Consider the following 17,041-nt stretch of genomic DNA (forward strand, 5'->3'; position numbering starts at 1 on the left):
CGCGTGGCAAAAGACTCGACAGCCTTCGACGACCTCGATATCGACCTGCTGGGAGACCTGGACCGTTCGGAAGCACAGCTCTCCGTCCGGGTCGAGCGCCGCCGCTACGGGAAACCGATGACCATCGTGGAGGGATTCCCGCCGGACGTCGACCTCGGGAAACTCGCGAGCAAGTTGAAGCGTGCTGCAGGCGCGGGTGGCACCGTCCAGGACGACAGAATCGAGATACAGGGCGACCAGGTCGACCGAGTGGTCGAACTGCTCCGCGCCGACGGATACACCGTCTGACGCTACGAGATTACGAACCGAGCACCACCAGTTTCGCTTTCTTCGACCGTCACCGACCAGCCGTGGGCCTCCGCGATGCGCTCGACGATGGCGAGGCCGAACCCGGTCCCATCCGTGTCGGTGGTGAACCCTTGCTCGAACACCGACTCGCGCTCGGCTTCGGGGATACCGGGGCCGTCGTCGGCGACGTAGAACCCGGATTCTACCGCGGAATCGAGGCGGCCGACGGTGACGGTGGTCGCGCCCGTCGCATGGTCGGCGACATTGCGGAACAGGTTCTCGAACAGCGTCTGCAGACGGTCGGGGTCGGCCTCGATCATACCGAGATTTCCTTCGACTGCGATGGCGAGGTCGCCGGTCTCTCCGGTCTGCCAGGCCCTGGTCACGACCGCCTCGAGGCCGACCGGCTCGGGGTCCGCCACGACCTCGCCCTCGCGGGCGAGCGTCAACACGTCGCCGACCATGCGCTCGATGCGGTCGAGGGCCGCCAGTGCCGCCGCCAGTCCGTCCGAGGGGGTCTGTTCGGCGACCGTCTCGACGTGGCCCCTCGCGACGCTGAGTGGTCCCCGGATGTCGTGGCTCACGACGCTCGCGAACTCCTCGAGGCGCTCGTTCTGCCGGCGGAGTTCGTGGCCGAGTTCCTCCCGTTCGGTCACGTTCTTCTGGAATCCGAAGTAGTGGGTGACCTCGCCGTCCTCGTCGAACACGGGGGCGATGTCGAGCTGGTTCCAGAACGGCTCCCCGTCGGCGTCGTAGTTCTTCAACACGACGGATATGGGTTCGTTGGCGTCGATGGCGTCCCGAATCGAGGCCACCGTCTCCGGGTCGGTGTCTTCGCCTTGCAGGAACCGACAGTTCTTCCCGATGACCTCCTCGGCGCTGTAGCCCGTCATCTCCTCGAACCCGTCGTTCACGTACACGAGCGACTCGTCGGGGCCGGCGATGGTGATGCCGACGCCCGCCTGGTCGATCGCCCGGTCTTTCAACTGCAGGTCGTGTTCGAGCCGGGCCCGGGTCACGGCACGTCGAATCCGGGTCGCGAGCAGGTCAGAACGGCCGGACTCGAGCCGGGGCAGGTACTCGGTGGCGGGCGCAGAGAGGACCGTTTCGAGGACCTCCGAGGTGGGGTCGGCACCGAACAGCAGGTAGGGGGCATCGGTGTGGGACCGGACGGTCGCCAGCGTCTCCGGGGCTGTTCCGGTCTCGGTGGCGTGGACCACGCAGTCGACGCACTGGTCGGACGCGAGCACCTGCTCGACGGCGGCAGCCGAGTCCACGCGGGTGACGGTGAACCCGGAGCGGCCGTCGAGGGCGACGGCGTCCTCGTCCGGCGCGACGAGGAGCACCGCGACCGGGGCGTCGACCGAGATGGTCCGGAAACTGGCCGGTCGAGCACCACTCGAGCGTGTCATTAGTTGCAAATCGCCAGCCCTCGTCTTGAGCGTGTCGCCCAACTGGACGAAGATTCAAACCGATGGCCGCACGACGGTCGGGTATGTACCACGTGGTCGGGTGTAGCGACTGTGGCGCGTTGCGAATCATCGAGGACCGTCCCGAGAGCACCCAGTGTGGGCGCTGTGGCACGCGCCGCAAGTTCAAGCAGGTACGCTCGTTCGTGACGACCGACGATCTCGACCACGCCCGCGAGGTCCGCGCGTCGATGCTGGCGAACCGCCAGGGGGAGGGCGAGGCGTTCGCGAAGGTGGAGTCGTTCGCCGAACTGGACGACGCGGTCGCCGACGGGGTCATCGACGACGCCGAGTTCCTCGAAGCGTCCGGGCTGGACGTGGACGAGGTGAACGCCGCGGGCGACCGCGCGAGCGGCGGTGGCAGCCGGTCGCTGAGTCGGAAAGAGACCGTCGAGGCCGCCCTGCGCGAACTCGACCGGCCGACCGAGGACGAGGTCGTCGCCTTCGCCGAAGAACACGGCGTCCCTGCCGACTACGTCGAGAGGGCGCTGCAGAAGCTCGTCCGGCGTGGCGAGGTCAGCGAGAGTCGGGGACGCTACCGCAGACTCTGAGTCGCCGGGAGTCGGTCACCCGAGCACGCCGCTCGTGGCGAGGAAGACGGCGACCGAGGTCAGCCCCGCACCGAGGGCAGTGAACGCCAGTCCGAGTCGGCCGGGGACGCCCTGCGGCTGGAAGGAACTCGGGTCGGTCACGTCGAAGCCGCCCTGCACGCCCGCCTCGACGGTGTCCAGCCCGGCGTCGGTCGCGGCGAACGGGAGCGGGGCACAGGCCAGCATCGCCCCGCCGAAGAAGAACGAGACAGTGGGGAGGGGCATCCCGGCGACGGCGCTGGCACCGAGGACGAGCGCGGCGAACAGGGGACCGGCGAGCAGCGTGTACCGGACCAGGTACGGCTTGAGGGCAGCGAGATTCATACGCGACCGTTCATAACAGAATTATATCAAACTACCGCCAAACAGTGCCTCGAGAGACGACCCCGGACACTCAGTCGTCGTCCTGCCAGGCCGGGTTCTCCCGCGGCGGGCTGAAGATGTCGATGCCCTTGACGGGCACGTCCCCGCGGTTCTCGGCCCCGTGGACCTCGTCGCCCGGAATCGAGTAGGAGTCCCCCGCAGAGACCGAGATCTCCTCGCCGTCGACCAGGAAGGTGAGCGTCCCCTCGTAGATGAACCCCGCCTGCTCGTGGGGGTGGCTGTGCTCGGGGACTGTCGAGCCGGGCTCGATGAAGAAGTGCTGGACGTTCATCTGCTCGCCACCAGCGAGCATCGAGAGGTGCGTGCCCTCGACCGCTTCGGTCGGCTCGACGGAATCGTTCGGAACGTGTTCCATACCGGGTGGACGCCGGGCGAGCACCTAAAACGAGGGGGCGACCGCGGTTACCGACCCAGTTCCTCGTGGGCGGAGGAGAGGTGGCGCGACGCGAGCGCGGCGAGCAGCGAGAGTTCGCCCGCGAGCGCGCCGGCTGCGATGACCTCCGCGAGGGCGTCGGCGTTCGACCCGGCCGGGTCCCCACCGCCGGCGAGGCCGAGCACGTCGAGCGCCTCGGACTGAGTCGGCAGCTTCGTCCCGCCGCCGACGGTGCCGAGTTCGAGCGACGCCACGGAGATGGAAGCGTAGAGGTCGCCGTCGCGTTCCTCGGCGGTCGTGATGGCGTTCGACCCCTCGACGACCTGGGCGGCGTCCTGCCCGGTTGCGAGGAAGGCCGCGGCGATGGTATTCGCGGCGTGGGCGTTGAAGCCCAGACTCCCCGCCTTGGCGCTCCCGATGAGGTTCTTGCGGGTGTTGGCCTCGGCGATGGCCCCCGCCGTGGTGTGCAGGCGCTCCTCGACCACGTCGCCGGGGATGACCACGTCGGCGGTCACCGAGCGCCCGCGGCCCTCGACCGCGTTCACCGCGGCCGGTTTCTTGTCCGAGCAGAGGTTGCCCGAGAGCGCGACCAGCGAGGCGGGCGTCTCCGCCTCGACCACGTCACACGCCTCGCCCGTCGCGATGGTGGCCATGTTCATCCCCATCGCGTCCTTGGTGTCGTAGCGGAAGCGCAGGTACACCGAGTCACCGACGACGTAGGGCGTCACGTCGAGCAGTTCGCCGTGGCTGGTGGTCGCCTCGGCCGCCTCGCGCAGCTGGTCGGTGTTCTCGCGAACCCACTCGACGGTCTCGGCGGCCTCGACGACGCCGGAGACCCGGAACACGGGGGCACGGGTCATCCCGCTCTTGGTGACGCGGGCGTCCGCACCGCCGGCGGACTGGATGACGGAGAGACCGCGGTTCACGCTGGCCAGCAGCGCGCCCTCGGTCGTCGCCAGCGGGAGGTAGTACTCGCCGTCGGCCGCGCCGCCGTTGACGGTGACGGGGCCGACGACGCCCATCGGAATCTGGGCCGCGCCGATCATGTTCTCGATGGCGGACTCGGCGACCTCGGCGTCGAAGGCGTACTGGCCCACCGTGTCCAGGTCGGCGTCGGTCGCGTCTTCGAGCAGGAGCCGGCGCGCTTCCGTCGCCGTGTCGTGGTCCACGTGCTCTTCGAGTTCGTGCAGTCGGAGTTCCCCCTCGCGGACCCGTTCCGCGAGCGTCGCCGGGTCGGTCATACCAGAAGGTGTTCGGTGGCGGTTGATACCGGTTACCCTTTCAGGCAGGGTGGGGCGCACTCGCGGACACGGGCCATCCAAACGTTTACCCACCGGCGCGTCGCCCCTTGAACTATGACCGACGCAGCGGACCTCGTGCTCACGAACGCGGAGGTCCACACCCTGACGGAGCCGGACGAGACCGCCGAGGCCGTCGCGGTTCGAGACGGACAAATCGTCCGGGTCGGCGACGCCTACGAGGTGGACTTCCTGGCTGGCCTCGACACCGAGGTCGTCGACTGCCACGGGAGAACCGTCCTCCCGGGGTTCATCGACGCCCACACCCACATGCAACAGCTCGGCCAGTACCAGGTCCACGCCGACCTGAGCGAAGCCGACTCGCCCGAGCACGCGGTCGACCTGCTCGCCAGTGAGGCTCGTGAGGACCGCGAGTGGGTTCTGGGCTTCGGCTGGGACGAGTCCAGCTGGGCCGAGGACCGGTATCTCACGAAGGCGGACCTCGATTCGGTGAGTGAAGAACGTCCCGTCGCCGCAGTGCGGGTCGACATGCACACCGCGGCGCTGAACTCGGTCGCCCTGGAGCGCCTGCGCGACGAGATGCCCCCGGAAGACGTCCGAACCGACGACGGCAAGCCGACCGGGGTGGTCGTCGAGGACGCCATCGAACCGGTGTGGGACGCCATCGACCCCGACCCCGCGGAGACGCGAGAACTCCTCCGCGCCGCCCAGCAGCACGCCGTCGAACGCGGCGTGACTGGAGTCCACGACATGGTCCGCCAGAGCCACGCACCGCGGGCCTACCGCGAACTGGAGCAGGCGGGCGAACTGGACATCAGAGTCCGCATCAACTACTGGAGCGACCACCTCGACGCCGTCGAAGAGGTCGGCCTCCGGACCAACCACGGCAGCGAGAAGGTCGAGACGGGCGCGATAAAATCGTTCACCGACGGGAGCTTCGGCGGCCGCACCGCCAAACTCACCGAGCCCTACGCCGACGACCCGGACGAGACCGGGACGTGGGTCGTCGACCCCGACGAACTCCACGACATCACCAAGCAGGCAGACGAGGCTGGCCTGCAACTGACCGTCCACGCCATCGGCGACGAGGCCATCACGGTGACGCTGGACGCGTTCGAGAGTACTGAAAACCCGGGCGAAGCCCGTCACCGCGTCGAACACGTCGAACTGGTCACCGACGAGCACATCGAGCGCTTCGCCGACTCGGGAATCGTCGCTTCCTGCCAGCCGAACTTCCTCCAGTGGGCCGGCGAGGAGGGGCTGTACCAGTCCCGGTTGGGAACCGAGCGCCGCGAGCAGTCGAACCGCTTCCGTGACCTGCTGGATGCTGGTGTCCATCTCGCGTTCTCCAGCGACGTGATGCCGATGGACCCCTTGCTCGGGGTCGACTACGCGGTGAACGCACCGGCCGAGAGCCAGCGGCTCACTGTTACTGAAGCACTCCGCGCGTACACCCTCGGGGGCGCGTACGCGGGCTTCGCCGAGGACCGCCTGGGAACTATAGAAGTTGGCAAGCAGGCCGACTTCACCGTTCTGGACGACTCGCCGTGGGAGCACGAGGAGTCGATTCGCGACATCGACGTGGCGATGACGGTCGTGGGTGGCGAGGTCGTGTACGACGGCCGGTAGTCGTCGGCCACCGTTTTCATCGACGTTGTTTTATATCGGTTAGAAGAAACGTTTCGTATGCTCTCCGCCCTCCTCGCCGCCCTCCGCGAGCGGCGACTGCTCGTGCTGTGGCTCTCGCTCCTCGTGGGTACCGGCGCTGGTGCAGGCGCCTACGTCACGCTCGGCGACTCGAATCTGGTGCTCCCGCTGGTCGTCGGCGTCGGTGGCACCGCCTACTATTCCGTGTACCACGGGCACCGACTCTCGATGCAGCAACAGGACTTCGGCAGGGGGTTCGTCAGGATGTTCGCTCTCATCACGCTGTTCGAACTCGCCGACGCCGCGGGTGGACCCTTCGGCCAGACACTGTGGACCGCTGGCGCAGTCGCCGGTCTCGCGCTGGTGTTCGGTCTCACGATGCAGCTCGACCAGGCCACGTCCTAAGTCACGAAGTCGATTCGTCATAGAAACCGGGCGAGCAGTACGGCGACCCATCGTTAACTCACTCTGTAGTTTATTGTTCACCGAACCACCCGTACCCGACAGTATGCACTCTGATAGCACTATCAGGAGGTGGTAATCCCCCATACCAGACTATCGAAGAGAAAATTTCTTCAATGCGGCCCGCTGACGGCTAGGTAACAACAGGTGTCCAGACCGTGCCAAAGATGGAAACCGCGAACTTCGAGACGGAACTGAGCCTGTTCAAGTACGACAACCTTGAACAGCTCCCGGCGGAGTACCGCGAACTGACCGAGGCGGAACGAACCGAACGCATCGAGGCGGCGAAGGCCGAACTCGGCGACGACGTGGTCATCCTGGGCCACAACTACCAGCGCCGCGAAATCGTCGACCACTCGGACTTCATCGGCGACTCCTACCAGCTGAGCGTGGAGGCGGCGAACGCAGACGCGAAGTACGTCATCTTCGGCGGCGTGACGTTCATGGCGGAGTCGGCCGACATCATCACCGACGACGACCAGACCGTCATCCTGCCGAGCATGGAGGCCTCCTGCCCGATGGCCGGGATGGCCGAGGCGCTGCAGGTCGACGCCGCGTGGGAGGAGATCACGAGCGCGGCCCCCGACGCGAACATCATCCCCATCACGTACATGAACAGCTACGCCGACCTGAAGGCGTTCTGTGCCGAGCAGGGCGGGCTGGTCTGTACGTCCTCGAACGCCCACCGTGCGTTCGAGTGGGCGTTCGAGCGCGGCGACAAGGTGCTGTTCCTGCCCGACAAGCACCTCGGCGAGAACACGGCCCACAGACTCGGCATGCAGGACAACATGGCTGAGTGGGACCCGTGGGACCCCGAGGGCAAGGACGCCGAGCAGGTCGCCAAGTCCGATATCATCCTCTGGGACGGCTACTGTCAGGTCCACGAGCGCTTCCGCGTCGACCACATCGAGCAGGTGCGCGAGCAGCACCCCGACGCGAAGGTCATCGTCCACCCCGAGTGCCGCCGCGAGGTCGTCGAAGCCGCCGACAAGGCCGGCTCCACGGCGGCCATCACGGAGACCATCGAGAACGCCGAGCCCGGCGAGACGTGGGCCATCGGCACCGAGATCCACCTCACGAACCACCTCCAGCGCTGGCACCCCGAGGTGAACGTCCTCCCGCTGTGTGGCGACGCCTGCATGGACTGCAACGCGATGCGCCAGATCGACCCGAACTACCTGACGTGGGTGCTCGAGGAACTGGTCGAAGGCCGCGAGCGCAACGTCATCGAGGTCGCGCCGGAGGAGAAGGAACTGGCCAAGGTTGCACTTGACCGCATGCTGGAGGTCTGAATCATGCGTGAAACCGAGATACTCGTCGTCGGCACCGGTATCGCAGGCTGTGCGGCCGCACTCGCCGCGGCCCGCGAGGGCGCGAACGTCCTCGTCGTCACCAAAGCGGAGCGGCCCGAGGACGCCTCCTCGGACTGGGCACAGGGCGGTATCTCCACGACGGGCACCGACCCCGAGGGGTTCAAACAGGACATCATCGCGGCCAGCGCGGACACCGCCGACGAGGCCGCAGTGGACGTACTGGTCAAGAACGCGGATTCGGCCGTCGAGGACGTGCTGGTCGACACGCTCGGCGTCGAGTTCGACCTCGATTCGGAGACCGAGGAGTTCGATTACACCCGGGAGGCGGCACACTCGGAGAAGCGTATCCTCCACGTCGACGCCTCCACGGGCAAGCACATCCTCCGGCCGTTCCTGCACTACCTCGACGACCACGAGAACGTCGAGATCCTGGAGGACACCGCCGCGCTCCAGCTCATCACCCACGAGGGTCGGGTCCACGGCGCGATGCTGGACACCGAGAAGACCGGCGAACCGGTGTTCGCGGGCACAACCGTCCTCGCTACCGGCGGTATCGGCGACCTGTACGAGCGCAGCACCAATCCGGCGGGGTCGACCGGCGACGGCATCGCCATGGCCGCCCTCGCGGGGGCCGACGTGGCCGACATGGAGTTCGTGCAGTTCCACCCCACCGCCTACGCAGGTGAGGAGCCGTTCCTCCTCTCCGAGGCAGTGCGCGGGGAAGGCAGCCTGCTCCGCAATGGTGCGGGCGAACGCTTCATGCCGGACTACCACCCGGACGCCGAACTCGCCCCGCGCGACGTGGTCGCCCGGGCGGTCCAGGACGAGATAGATTCGACCGGGGAGGTCACGCTCGACGTCTCCACCCTCGACGAACCGTTCGCGGAAGCGTTCCCGGACCTCGCCGCGAAGTGCGAAGAGCACGACGTGGACTGGGATTCGGGGATTCCGGTCGCCCCCTGCGAGCACTTCCTCTGCGGGGGCGTCGACGTTGACGACCGCGGGAAGACCACCCTTGACCGGCTCTACGCCGTCGGGGAGTGCGCCCGCACCGGCGTCCACGGCGCGAACCGCCTCGCCAGCACGAGCCTGCTCGAAGGACTCGTCTGGGGCCTGCGCGCCGGTGAGGACGCGGTCGGCGTCGAGCCGGAGCCGGTCGAGGCACCGGACCTGCTCGACCGCGACCCGGACCTCCCACCGCGGTTCGCCGCCGAGAAGTTCCACCGGCTGCGCCGCGTGATGGACGAGTACCTCGGATTGCGCCGCGACCCGACCGAGATGGCCCGGGCACAGGGCGTCCTGCGCCGGCTCAAGGGCGAGGTCGACGCCTACATCCGGACCCGCACCGCGCGGGACCTGTACGAGCTCCGGAACGCGAGCGTCACGGCCCTGCTCATCTCGCGAGCAGCCGCCGGGAACGAGGAAAGCGTCGGCTGCCACTACGTCGTGAGCGAGGACGAGAAAGCCGCCGCGACTGCGGACGACTGATGGTACCACGATGATTCACGACTCCCAGATAGAGCAGTGGTTCCGCGAAGATTTGGGGCATCACGACGTGACGAACGAGGTGCCCGGCGAGACGACCGGTCGACTCGTCGCCAAAGAACCCGGCGTCGTCGCCGGGATGGACGCCGCCGAGCGCGTGTTCGACTACGTCGGTGTCGACGTGGTCGAAGCGGTCGAGGATGGCACGCAAATCGAGATGGGGGACGTGGTGCTCCGCGTCGAGGGACCGGCGAAAGCCGTCCTCCGGGCCGAACGCATCGCGGTGAACGTCGTCGGGCACGCCTCCGGCGTCGCGACCCGCACCCGGAAGGCGGTCGACGCGGCCCGCGAGGTCGACGACGACGTGCGAATCGCGGCGACCCGCAAGACCACGCCCGGCCTTCGGGGCATCGAGAAACGCGCCGTGGTGGCCGGTGGGGGCGACACCCACCGCCTCGATCTCTCGCACATGGTCCTGGTGAAGGACAACCACATCGCGGAGATGGGCCTGGAGGGGGCAATCGAGCACTTCCGCGAGCGCGTCTCGTTCGCGACGAAGATTGAGGTCGAGGTCGAGGAACCCGAAGACGCGCCGAAGGCAGCCGATGCTGGCGCAGACATCGTCCTCCTGGACAACATGCGCCCCGAGACGACGGCCGAAGCGGTCGGGTTGCTTCCCGATGGGGTGCTCGCCGAGGCCTCTGGCGGCATCACGCTGGAGACCGTCCCGGACTACGCGACGACCGGCGTCGACGTCATCTCGATGGGTTCCCTTACTCACTCCGCGGCAAGCCTGGACTACTCGTTCCGGACGGGCGAATAGGATTCGAACGCCTAGTCGAACCGCGGGTGCCACGACCGAATCGGCGAGTCACCCTCCCGTTCTTCCTCTATCTTCGAGACCGTCTGCAGGAACCACTTCGATAGCTCGAGAGAATCGTCGAGGGCCGCCGCCAGTGCAGCCACGTCCTTGACCGCCCACTCCAGCGCGGACTCGACATCGAGGGGTGCGGCGATTGCCAGTTCGTCCAGTGCGTAGATGGCTTCCGAGCGGGTCGCGGTCCGTTCGTCTTCGTCGGCGAACCGGGCCGCGAGCGCGAGAGTGGCCGTCGAGTCCGCCACAGCCGCCGGGGCGACCTTCGCAGCCCGGTATAGCACCCGAGCAGCGATTTCCCGTTCTTGTTGTCTCCCGGTCTCTAGCACGTCCACGAGCGAATCGACCGCGTCGACGCCCACGGCTGCACCGTCGGCCACGACCTCCCCCAGGAGCGACCCGAACCGGCGCTGGTCACCCTTGCTCGCGTCGAAGACCGAGTCGAGTTCGTCCGCGAGGAACGAGTCGACGAACGACGGGGCGTCGCGGGCAACGATCCCCAGCGGCCACGCGGGGTCGTCCGTGTCGTCGACCGAGAGCAGGGACCGCCCAGCCTCGGGAATCGCAGCTGGCCTGTCTTCGCCGACGGCGACGAGGAACGCTGCGGCTGCCTCGCGACCGCTGGGGTGGGGGTTAGGGAGGCAATCAGCGACGACGTCAGCCAGTTCCGCGACTGCGTCTGGGTCGTACTCTGCGACTGCCGCGAGGCCTTTGAGTGCGAGGCGTTGCCCGGTCGGGTCGATTCGGGACAGGGCGTTGCCGAGGCCGATCGTTACCGGTGACAGCAGGTCCGGGTAGTCTTCGCCCACGTCCCCGAGCGTCGCCGCCGCCCGGGTCCGAGTGGTCCGCGCGTCGGCATCGAGCGCGGCCACCAGGTCGGGGACGACCGCCGAGACGACGGTCGGGTCCACGGCTGCGATTCGTTCCAGCACCTGCACGGACTCGAGCAACAGGCTCGCATTCGGGTCGATGTGGCGCTCGAGAAGGTCGCGCAGGCGGTCGGTCACGAACTCGGGATGGCCAGTCGCCAGCACTTCGAGCGGGAACAGGTACTCGGTGTCGAACTCGGCAGGGTCGTCGACGGTCCGTGCGAGTTGTTCGATGGCGGCTGGCTCGAACTCGCCCTCGGTGTGGTCGATGCGTTCGACGCGAGCCGGTGCGCCGCGTGCGACCCTGACCAGCCCGGTCGCTGCGGCCCGCCGAAGATCGACCGACGGGCTCGCGAGCAAGGAGATGAACACCTCGATTGCATCCATGTCGAGCCCGGGGACGCTGGTGACGACGTCCGCGTACGCGTCTGCGGCCGCGGCACGCTCGCGTCGGTCGCTCCGGTCGTACGGTGTCGCCAGTATCGTGCGCCGAAGACCGGCCGTGATTCGTTCGGCGGCATCGGGTTGGCGCTCGAGGACTTCGGTCGCCAGTTCGGGGTCGGAGGCGACGAGGTTCGAGAGGGCGACACCGGCGGCGTTCCGGACCTGCTCTTGGTCCGCGTCGAGGTGACCGAGGAGGGCGTCGACGTGCGATTCGAGAACAGCGGGATGTTCCTCGGACAGTTCGTCGAGCACGTCGGTCAACTGGCGGGTGTGTGCCGGGTAGTCGACGAGCGCGTCGAGGACGCGACCGGCGGCCGCCTGCGGGTCGGGATGGCTTGCGACGAGGGGACCGGTGAGTGTTCTCGCGGCTCGCTTGCGAATCAGGTCACCGGAGTCTCCGAGACACGCCACGAGCCCCGCCGCGACGACCCGGGCCTGTTCGGCCATCGCTGGCCGGTCGTCGACCCCGAGACCGTACATCCATTCCCGGTTCCAGAGGGCCCCGGTGGCGGTCTGTCGAACACGCTCATCGTCGTCCGTCAGCGCCTCAAGCACGGGCGTCAGCCGTGGAATCGGTTCGTCGTACTCTCCCTGCCGGAACGCCACCTCGCCGAGGACACCGACGGCGTGGCCCCGAACCACCGGGTCGGGGTCGTCTGTCGCGTCGGCCAGTGCAGCCATCGCCTCGTCGTCGAAGTCGTCGATTCGGCTGCGAGAGTGTCGGAAGAGTTCGCGACCGGCCTCGCGGCGTTCGTCGACCGACGCCGAGTCGAGGGCCGCCACTGCGTCAGCGAGGGCCATCGATGTCGTACTCCCGTTTCACGTAGTCGACCACGTCGATGCCGTAGCGCTCGCTGCCCTCGATTTTCTCACGCGCTTCGAGTGCACCGTCTGCCCGCTCGTACACCCAGCCGACGCCAGTCATCGAGGTGTCGTAGACGTGGAGGAGGAACGCCCGTGCCACGTCGCCGGCGACGGCCATGAGTTCCTCCCTGGCCGGGGTCGCATCCCGACCGACCCCGACGACGACCAGCGACTCGCCGGAGCGGTCGGTCCGCTCGTCGAATACGGCGTCGGAGAGCCGGCCCCGGAGGTCGTCGTGAGCCACACCAGCTCGCGGCTCCAGACACAGATAGTTCCTGTCAGCGCCCATGGATTCTGGTCACCGCCGCAGCACATAATCCCACTGACGAAATTAAGTCGGATAGATTACAATAATCGGCTTCAGAAAACGGTTTAGGACCTGCCACGACGATTTTGGCCCGTGCTCCGGTCCCGCCCTCCCCTCCCCGTACTCAAGTACTACGCCTACAAGGCGACCGCCTCCGTGGGCCTCGCGACGCCCATCTGGGTGCTGTTCCTCCGTGCCAACGGCCTGAGCTTCACCGAGATAATGGTCCTCGACGCCATCTGGTGGATCGGTATCACGCTGGGCGAGGTGCCGACGGGCTACGTCGGGGACCGCATCGGCTGGAAGAACAGCCTCGTCGTCGGCAACGTCCTCCGGGCCGTCGCGGTCGTCGCGATGGGCGCTTCAGGAACGTTCTGGGCGCTCGCGGGCATCTACCTGCTGTGGGCGCTCGGCTCGACGCTCCAGTCGGGCAGCACCGACGCCTGGCTGTACGAGGTGCTCGACCGCGGGGGCGAGGACGACTCCGACGAGTTCACCCGAATCCGCGGTCGCGGCCAGTCCCTGACGCTCGCGGTCGGTGCGGCCGGCTCGGTCGTCGGCGGCTACCTCGGCGACGTGAGCCTTCGCTGGCCGTTCTACGCGACCGGCGCGCTCTTTGCCGTCGGTGTGGTCGTCCTGATGACCTTCCCGAGCGTCTCGGTCGAGGACGACGACCGCATCACGGCCGCCGACGCGCTTCCCATCCTCCGCGAGCGCCTGCTCTCGGTCGAGTTGCGCGGGTTCGTCCTCTGGGTGGCGGTCGTGCTCGCCATCGCGAGCGCGACCAGCCGGCTCACCCAGCCGGTGGCGGTCGGCCTGGGCGTGCCACAGGTCTGGCTCGGCTGGCTCTACGGCGGCTTCACCCTGCTCGGTGCCGGCGCGAGCTATCGGGCGGACTGGATTCGAGACCGGTTCGGCCTGCTCGGCTGGGTGGTCGTCGCGCCGGCCATCACCGGGGTCGCACTGGCGCTCGCGCTCGTCGCACCGCTGGCCGCAATGCCTGCGTTTGTACTCGTCCGGGCGGTGAACGCGCCGACGAACACCCTCGCCAGCCAGTACGTCAACGACCGCATCGAGACCGCCGGCCGGGCGACCGTCCTCTCCGGCGTCTCGATGGTCAACGCCGTGGTCGCCATCCCCTTCGGCGTGGCCGTGGGCCGGGTCGCCGACAGTTCGCAGTACCTCGCGCTCGGGCTGGCCGGCATCGCGCTGGTGTTGCTCGCGGGGGTCGCCTCGGTACGACTCTCGGGCGGGCTGGTGAGCGTTCCAAATGCGTTGGAAGCGGACTGAGGAAGGTGCTACTCGTCGTCGAGCAGGTCCGCCTGCTGTTCGAGTTGCAGGTCCGTCTGCTCGGGGACCAGCAGGTTCTCTCCGGTCATCGCGGCCGGCTTCGCCACCCCGGCGAGCGAGAGCAGCGTCGGGGCGATGTCACAGAGCGACCCGCCCTCGCGGACGCGCTTCCCGCCGTCGTCGCCACCCGGCGTGGTGTAGACGAACGGGACATCGTTGTAGGTGTGGGCCGTGTGCGGGTCCTCCTCGGTACCCATGTCGTCGGCGTTCCCGTGGTCGGCCGTGACGAGGACGTGCCCGCCGGCGGCCCGGACCGCGGCTTCGAGCCGCCCGAGCTGGACGTCGACCGCCTCGACCGCCTCCACGGCGGCGCGGTAGTCGCCCGTGTGCCCGACCATGTCGGGGTTCGCGTAGTTGAGGACGAGCACGTCCGGGTCGTCGGTCGCGATGCGCCGGACCGCCGCCTCGGTGAGTTGTCGCGAACTCATCGCCGGCGTCTCGTCGTACGTCGGCACGTCGGGCGACTCGATGATCTCGCGCTGCTCGCCCTCGAACTCGACCTCGCGCCCGCCGTTGAGGAAGTAGGTGACGTGGGCGTACTTCTCCGATTCCGCCATCCGGAGCTGCGTCTTGCCCGCCTTGGAGAGGACCTCGCCGAGGACGTCCTCGGGTTCGTGGGGCTCGAACGCCACCGGGAAGTCGAACGTCTGGTCGTACTCCGTCATCGTCACGAGCTTCGTCTCCGGGGGCTCCGGCCAGTCCTCCTCGGGTTCGACCGCCTGGAGCATCCGGACGAGCTGGCGGGCGCGGTCCGACCGGAAGTTGAAGAAGACGATGGCATCGCCATCTTCGATACCGTCGTGCTCGCCCACCGTGGTCGCCTCGACGAACTCGTCGGTGTCGCCGCGGTCGTAGCTCTCCGTGACGGCCTCGACCGCGCTGTCGGCGTGGTGTGGGGCCTCGCGCTCGACGATGGCGTCGTACGCCTGGCGGGTGCGCTCCCAGTTCTGGTCGCGGTCCATCGCGTAGTAGCGCCCGCAGACCGTCGCCACGTCGCCGGTGCCGTACTGCTGGGCGTGCGCCTCCAGGTCGGCCAGGTAGGACTCGCCGCCGTGGGGCGCGGTGTCGCGCCCGTCGGTGAACGCGTGGGTGACCGCCGGAATCTCGCGCTCGGCGGCCATCTCGATGAGTGCGTGGAGATGGCGCTGGGAGGAATGGACGCCGCCGTCGCTGACGAGGCCCATGAGGTGGACCTTCCCTCCATTGTCGTCGGCGTACGCGAACGCCGAGCCCAGCGCCTCGTTGTCGAAGAAGGAGCCGTCGTCGATGGAATCCTCGATGCGGGTGTACTCCTGCATGACGATACGGCCCGCCCCGATGTTGAGGTGGCCGACCTCGGAGTTGCCCATCTGGCCGTCCGGCAGGCCGACGCGCCGGCCCGCGACCGACAGCCGGCCGTACGCACCGGTTCGCTTCAGCCGGTCGAAGACGGGTGTGTGCGCTGCTGCGACCGCGTCGCGATGGTCGCCGGGGTCGTCGTTGAGCCCCCAGCCGTCGAGGATGATGAGTGCCGCGTCCATGTCAGAGGCGTCGCGGGTCGGTACAAAGAAAGGTTCGTTACGGGCATGCATTCGGCCCAACCCGGAACGAACCACTGACTGGCCGACAAAGAAGACGAGAGCGGTCCGCTTGGCCGGTAGAAATCAGGGCCCACCTCATTCTCTCGAACCCCATACGTTGAAATATGGGGAGTCGAGAGAGAATCGAACGTATCGAAGGAAGTGGAAGACACGGTGTCCTGTCCCGTCGAACACTGCTGAAATACCTCGCCGGTGCCGGGACCATCGCCACGCTCGGAACGGTACCATCACCGGTGACCGCGCAACCAAGAGGCTGGACGAACTGGGAGCGGATTCCGGGGAAAACTGCACAATACGGCGTCTCTGCTACGTCGTGGGGAGAGGGCCACCTCTCACTCTTCACGGTCGACCGCAACGCCGCAGTTCGACACACCACGACCACAGATGGCGAGACGTGGTCTCGCTGGGAGTCACTGGGAGGGAAAGTCTGGGCACCACCGACCGCGATATCGACAGCGCCACACAACATGGTCGTCTTCGGAATCGGTGTCGACGGCGACGTCTGGCACAACGACTGGAACGGGGCTGCCTGGAGCGGCTGGTCTTCCACTCGGCTTCAGGGACGGAGACGGCCGGCACGATACGGTGTAGCTGCGACGCCGAGCAACAGAGCCCACGCGATGGTCATCGGGAGGAACGGGAAAGTGTTCTTCACCAGACTCGAACCAGGTGGAAGCTTCACCAGGTGGAGAGAAGCACATTACTCGGGGAGTGAACAGGGGCTCCGTGGCATTCCGGCCGCAGCTTACTGGGATGACAAACCGTACATCTACGCCATCGACTACAAGTCCAACGTCCTCAGGAGTGGTGTTACTAAACAACAACGTCGGCTCAGGGCGTCCGGTGTCAGACCCGTGAAGTGGGAACGGTTGCAACCGGAAGTCTGGGAGCTCGCAACTCGGGGTGTCGGCGTTGCGCAGCTGTCGGCCGAATATCTCCCCCACGTCTTCACGGTCGGGACCGACAGCGCCGTCTATAGCCGACGCTGGAACGGTAGCGGTTACGATAACTGGCGGATCCATGGTGGCCGAGCGTTCTCTGCACCGGCTGTGACGTTCGGGCCGATTGGGCGGGCTGAAGAGCGCGAAGCCTACGTTTTCGTCATCGGTCCTGGAAACCGTGTTTGGCACTCGCATGGGCCGCTTTGATGCAACTGCAGAGACCGGTCCTGTCGGCTCCACCGTGCTAAAAAAACGCTGGCTGGGTCACTCCAGTTCGAACGATGCGTCGCACTCCACGCACATTGAACAGTTGCCGGGACGAGTGGGCTGGGCCACCACGGCACCGCACTCGTCACAGACCATGAACAGGCGCTTCTCCGGCGGGACACCTGCTTCGAACTCCATCTCGACCCACGCGTCCGGGTTCTCGGGGTCGTAGATTCGCACGCCGGTGTCGGTTCGCGTCCAGTCGTAGGCCGGCTCGTCCTCGGTGACCGCTTTCGCGGTTCGCTCCGTCATCGGGTAGTCATCGCGGACACATT

General features: G+C 67.4%; 17 protein-coding genes. 9 read left to right on the forward strand and 8 right to left on the reverse strand.

What is annotated here, in order from left to right; genetic code table 11:
* Positions 1 to 3: 3 nt before the first annotated feature.
* A complete protein-coding gene (locus tag N6C22_RS17255; protein WP_261652369.1) occupies positions 4 to 288 on the forward strand; it encodes a translation initiation factor in 285 nt (94 codons plus the stop codon).
* Between the two features lie 2 nt (positions 289 to 290).
* On the opposite strand, the gene N6C22_RS17260 is transcribed toward N6C22_RS17255, so the two are convergent.
* A complete protein-coding gene (locus tag N6C22_RS17260) occupies positions 291 to 1,700 on the reverse strand; it encodes a PAS domain-containing protein (RefSeq protein WP_261652370.1) in 1,410 nt (469 codons plus the stop codon).
* 83 nt (positions 1,701 to 1,783) lie between these two features.
* Between N6C22_RS17260 and N6C22_RS17265 the strand changes: the two genes are divergently transcribed.
* Entirely contained in the window at positions 1,784 to 2,308 is a 525-nt protein-coding gene (locus tag N6C22_RS17265) for a DUF5817 domain-containing protein (RefSeq protein WP_261652371.1), read from the forward strand.
* 15 nt (positions 2,309 to 2,323) lie between these two features.
* Here N6C22_RS17265 and N6C22_RS17270 read toward each other — a convergent pair whose 3' ends face one another.
* The 3 genes from N6C22_RS17270 to hmgA form a co-directional block, all read right to left on the reverse strand.
* Positions 2,324 to 2,671 carry a hypothetical protein gene (locus N6C22_RS17270; RefSeq protein ID WP_261652372.1) on the reverse strand — a complete coding sequence of 116 codons (348 nt, stop codon included), beginning with the start codon at positions 2,669 to 2,671 and terminating at the stop codon, positions 2,324 to 2,326.
* Between the two features lie 70 nt (positions 2,672 to 2,741).
* Positions 2,742 to 3,086 carry a cupin domain-containing protein gene (locus N6C22_RS17275; protein ID WP_261652373.1) on the reverse strand — a complete coding sequence of 115 codons (345 nt, stop codon included), beginning with the start codon at positions 3,084 to 3,086 and terminating at the stop codon, positions 2,742 to 2,744.
* Between the two features lie 47 nt (positions 3,087 to 3,133).
* A complete protein-coding gene (gene hmgA, locus N6C22_RS17280; RefSeq protein WP_261652374.1) occupies positions 3,134 to 4,345 on the reverse strand; it encodes a hydroxymethylglutaryl-CoA reductase (NADPH) in 1,212 nt (403 codons plus the stop codon).
* A gap of 114 nt (positions 4,346 to 4,459) precedes the next feature.
* On the opposite strand from hmgA, the gene N6C22_RS17285 reads away from it, so the two are divergent.
* The 5 genes from N6C22_RS17285 to nadC all read left to right on the forward strand — a co-directional run bounded on the left by N6C22_RS17285 (position 4,460) and on the right by nadC (position 10,093).
* Positions 4,460 to 5,992: an amidohydrolase gene (locus N6C22_RS17285; RefSeq protein ID WP_261652375.1), complete on the forward strand. Its 1,533-nt coding sequence runs from the start codon at positions 4,460 to 4,462 to the stop codon at positions 5,990 to 5,992.
* Positions 5,993 to 6,049: 57 nt separating this feature from the next.
* Complete coding sequence (locus N6C22_RS17290) at positions 6,050 to 6,415, forward strand: hypothetical protein (protein WP_261652376.1); 366 nt, start codon at positions 6,050 to 6,052, stop codon at positions 6,413 to 6,415.
* Positions 6,416 to 6,630: 215 nt separating this feature from the next.
* Entirely contained in the window at positions 6,631 to 7,764 is a 1,134-nt protein-coding gene (nadA, locus tag N6C22_RS17295) for a quinolinate synthase NadA (protein WP_369684424.1), read from the forward strand.
* Between the two features lie 3 nt (positions 7,765 to 7,767).
* On the forward strand, positions 7,768 to 9,273 hold the full coding sequence (locus N6C22_RS17300) for an L-aspartate oxidase (protein ID WP_261652377.1): 1,506 nt from the start codon (positions 7,768 to 7,770) through the stop codon (positions 9,271 to 9,273).
* Between the two features lie 10 nt (positions 9,274 to 9,283).
* Entirely contained in the window at positions 9,284 to 10,093 is an 810-nt protein-coding gene (nadC, locus tag N6C22_RS17305) for a carboxylating nicotinate-nucleotide diphosphorylase (protein ID WP_261652378.1), read from the forward strand.
* 11 nt (positions 10,094 to 10,104) lie between these two features.
* Here the strand turns inward: nadC and N6C22_RS17310 are convergent, their stop codons facing one another.
* Both N6C22_RS17310 and N6C22_RS17315 read right to left on the reverse strand, forming a co-directional pair.
* Complete coding sequence (locus N6C22_RS17310) at positions 10,105 to 12,258, reverse strand: HEAT repeat domain-containing protein (protein ID WP_261652379.1); 2,154 nt, start codon at positions 12,256 to 12,258, stop codon at positions 10,105 to 10,107.
* Positions 12,245 to 12,565 (reverse strand): hypothetical protein, encoded by a 321-nt coding sequence (locus N6C22_RS17315; RefSeq protein ID WP_261652380.1) that lies wholly within the window; start codon positions 12,563 to 12,565, stop codon positions 12,245 to 12,247. Before N6C22_RS17315 ends, N6C22_RS17310 begins: the two co-directional genes overlap by 14 nt.
* 156 nt (positions 12,566 to 12,721) lie before the next feature.
* On the opposite strand from N6C22_RS17315, the gene N6C22_RS17320 reads away from it, so the two are divergent.
* On the forward strand, positions 12,722 to 13,918 hold the full coding sequence (locus N6C22_RS17320) for an MFS transporter (protein WP_261652381.1): 1,197 nt from the start codon (positions 12,722 to 12,724) through the stop codon (positions 13,916 to 13,918).
* Positions 13,919 to 13,926: 8 nt separating this feature from the next.
* Here N6C22_RS17320 and gpmI read toward each other — a convergent pair whose 3' ends face one another.
* Complete coding sequence (gene gpmI, locus N6C22_RS17325; protein WP_261652382.1) at positions 13,927 to 15,498, reverse strand: 2,3-bisphosphoglycerate-independent phosphoglycerate mutase; 1,572 nt, start codon at positions 15,496 to 15,498, stop codon at positions 13,927 to 13,929.
* Positions 15,499 to 15,662: 164 nt separating this feature from the next.
* Here gpmI and N6C22_RS17330 point away from each other — a divergent pair, with 164 nt between their 5' ends.
* Positions 15,663 to 16,706: a hypothetical protein gene (locus tag N6C22_RS17330; protein WP_261652383.1), complete on the forward strand. Its 1,044-nt coding sequence runs from the start codon at positions 15,663 to 15,665 to the stop codon at positions 16,704 to 16,706.
* 57 nt (positions 16,707 to 16,763) lie between these two features.
* On the opposite strand, the gene N6C22_RS17335 is transcribed toward N6C22_RS17330, so the two are convergent.
* Positions 16,764 to 17,018, reverse strand: coding sequence for a hypothetical protein (locus tag N6C22_RS17335; RefSeq protein ID WP_261652384.1), 255 nt, complete (start codon positions 17,016 to 17,018; stop codon positions 16,764 to 16,766).
* Positions 17,019 to 17,041 lie beyond the last annotated feature (23 nt).

Origin of the sequence: Haloarchaeobius sp. HME9146 (assembly GCF_025399835.1) — an archaeon.
Taxonomy (GTDB): Archaea; Halobacteriota; Halobacteria; order Halobacteriales; family Natrialbaceae; genus Haloarchaeobius.

Coding starts and splice junctions, on each gene's coding strand:
- N6C22_RS17300 (WP_261652377.1), top strand. CDS start 7,768: ATGCGTGAAACCGAGATACTCGTCGTCGGCACCGGTATCGCAGGCTGT.
- gpmI (WP_261652382.1), bottom strand. CDS start 15,498: ATGGACGCGGCACTCATCATCCTCGACGGCTGGGGGCTCAACGACGAC.
- N6C22_RS17330 (WP_261652383.1), top strand. CDS start 15,663: ATGGGGAGTCGAGAGAGAATCGAACGTATCGAAGGAAGTGGAAGACAC.
- N6C22_RS17260 (WP_261652370.1), bottom strand. CDS start 1,700: ATGACACGCTCGAGTGGTGCTCGACCGGCCAGTTTCCGGACCATCTCG.
- hmgA (WP_261652374.1), bottom strand. CDS start 4,345: ATGACCGACCCGGCGACGCTCGCGGAACGGGTCCGCGAGGGGGAACTC.
- N6C22_RS17270 (WP_261652372.1), bottom strand. CDS start 2,671: ATGAATCTCGCTGCCCTCAAGCCGTACCTGGTCCGGTACACGCTGCTC.
- N6C22_RS17335 (WP_261652384.1), bottom strand. CDS start 17,018: ATGACGGAGCGAACCGCGAAAGCGGTCACCGAGGACGAGCCGGCCTAC.
- nadC (WP_261652378.1), top strand. CDS start 9,284: ATGATTCACGACTCCCAGATAGAGCAGTGGTTCCGCGAAGATTTGGGG.
- N6C22_RS17285 (WP_261652375.1), top strand. CDS start 4,460: ATGACCGACGCAGCGGACCTCGTGCTCACGAACGCGGAGGTCCACACC.
- N6C22_RS17275 (WP_261652373.1), bottom strand. CDS start 3,086: ATGGAACACGTTCCGAACGATTCCGTCGAGCCGACCGAAGCGGTCGAG.
- N6C22_RS17265 (WP_261652371.1), top strand. CDS start 1,784: ATGTACCACGTGGTCGGGTGTAGCGACTGTGGCGCGTTGCGAATCATC.
- N6C22_RS17290 (WP_261652376.1), top strand. CDS start 6,050: ATGCTCTCCGCCCTCCTCGCCGCCCTCCGCGAGCGGCGACTGCTCGTG.
- N6C22_RS17310 (WP_261652379.1), bottom strand. CDS start 12,258: ATGGCCCTCGCTGACGCAGTGGCGGCCCTCGACTCGGCGTCGGTCGAC.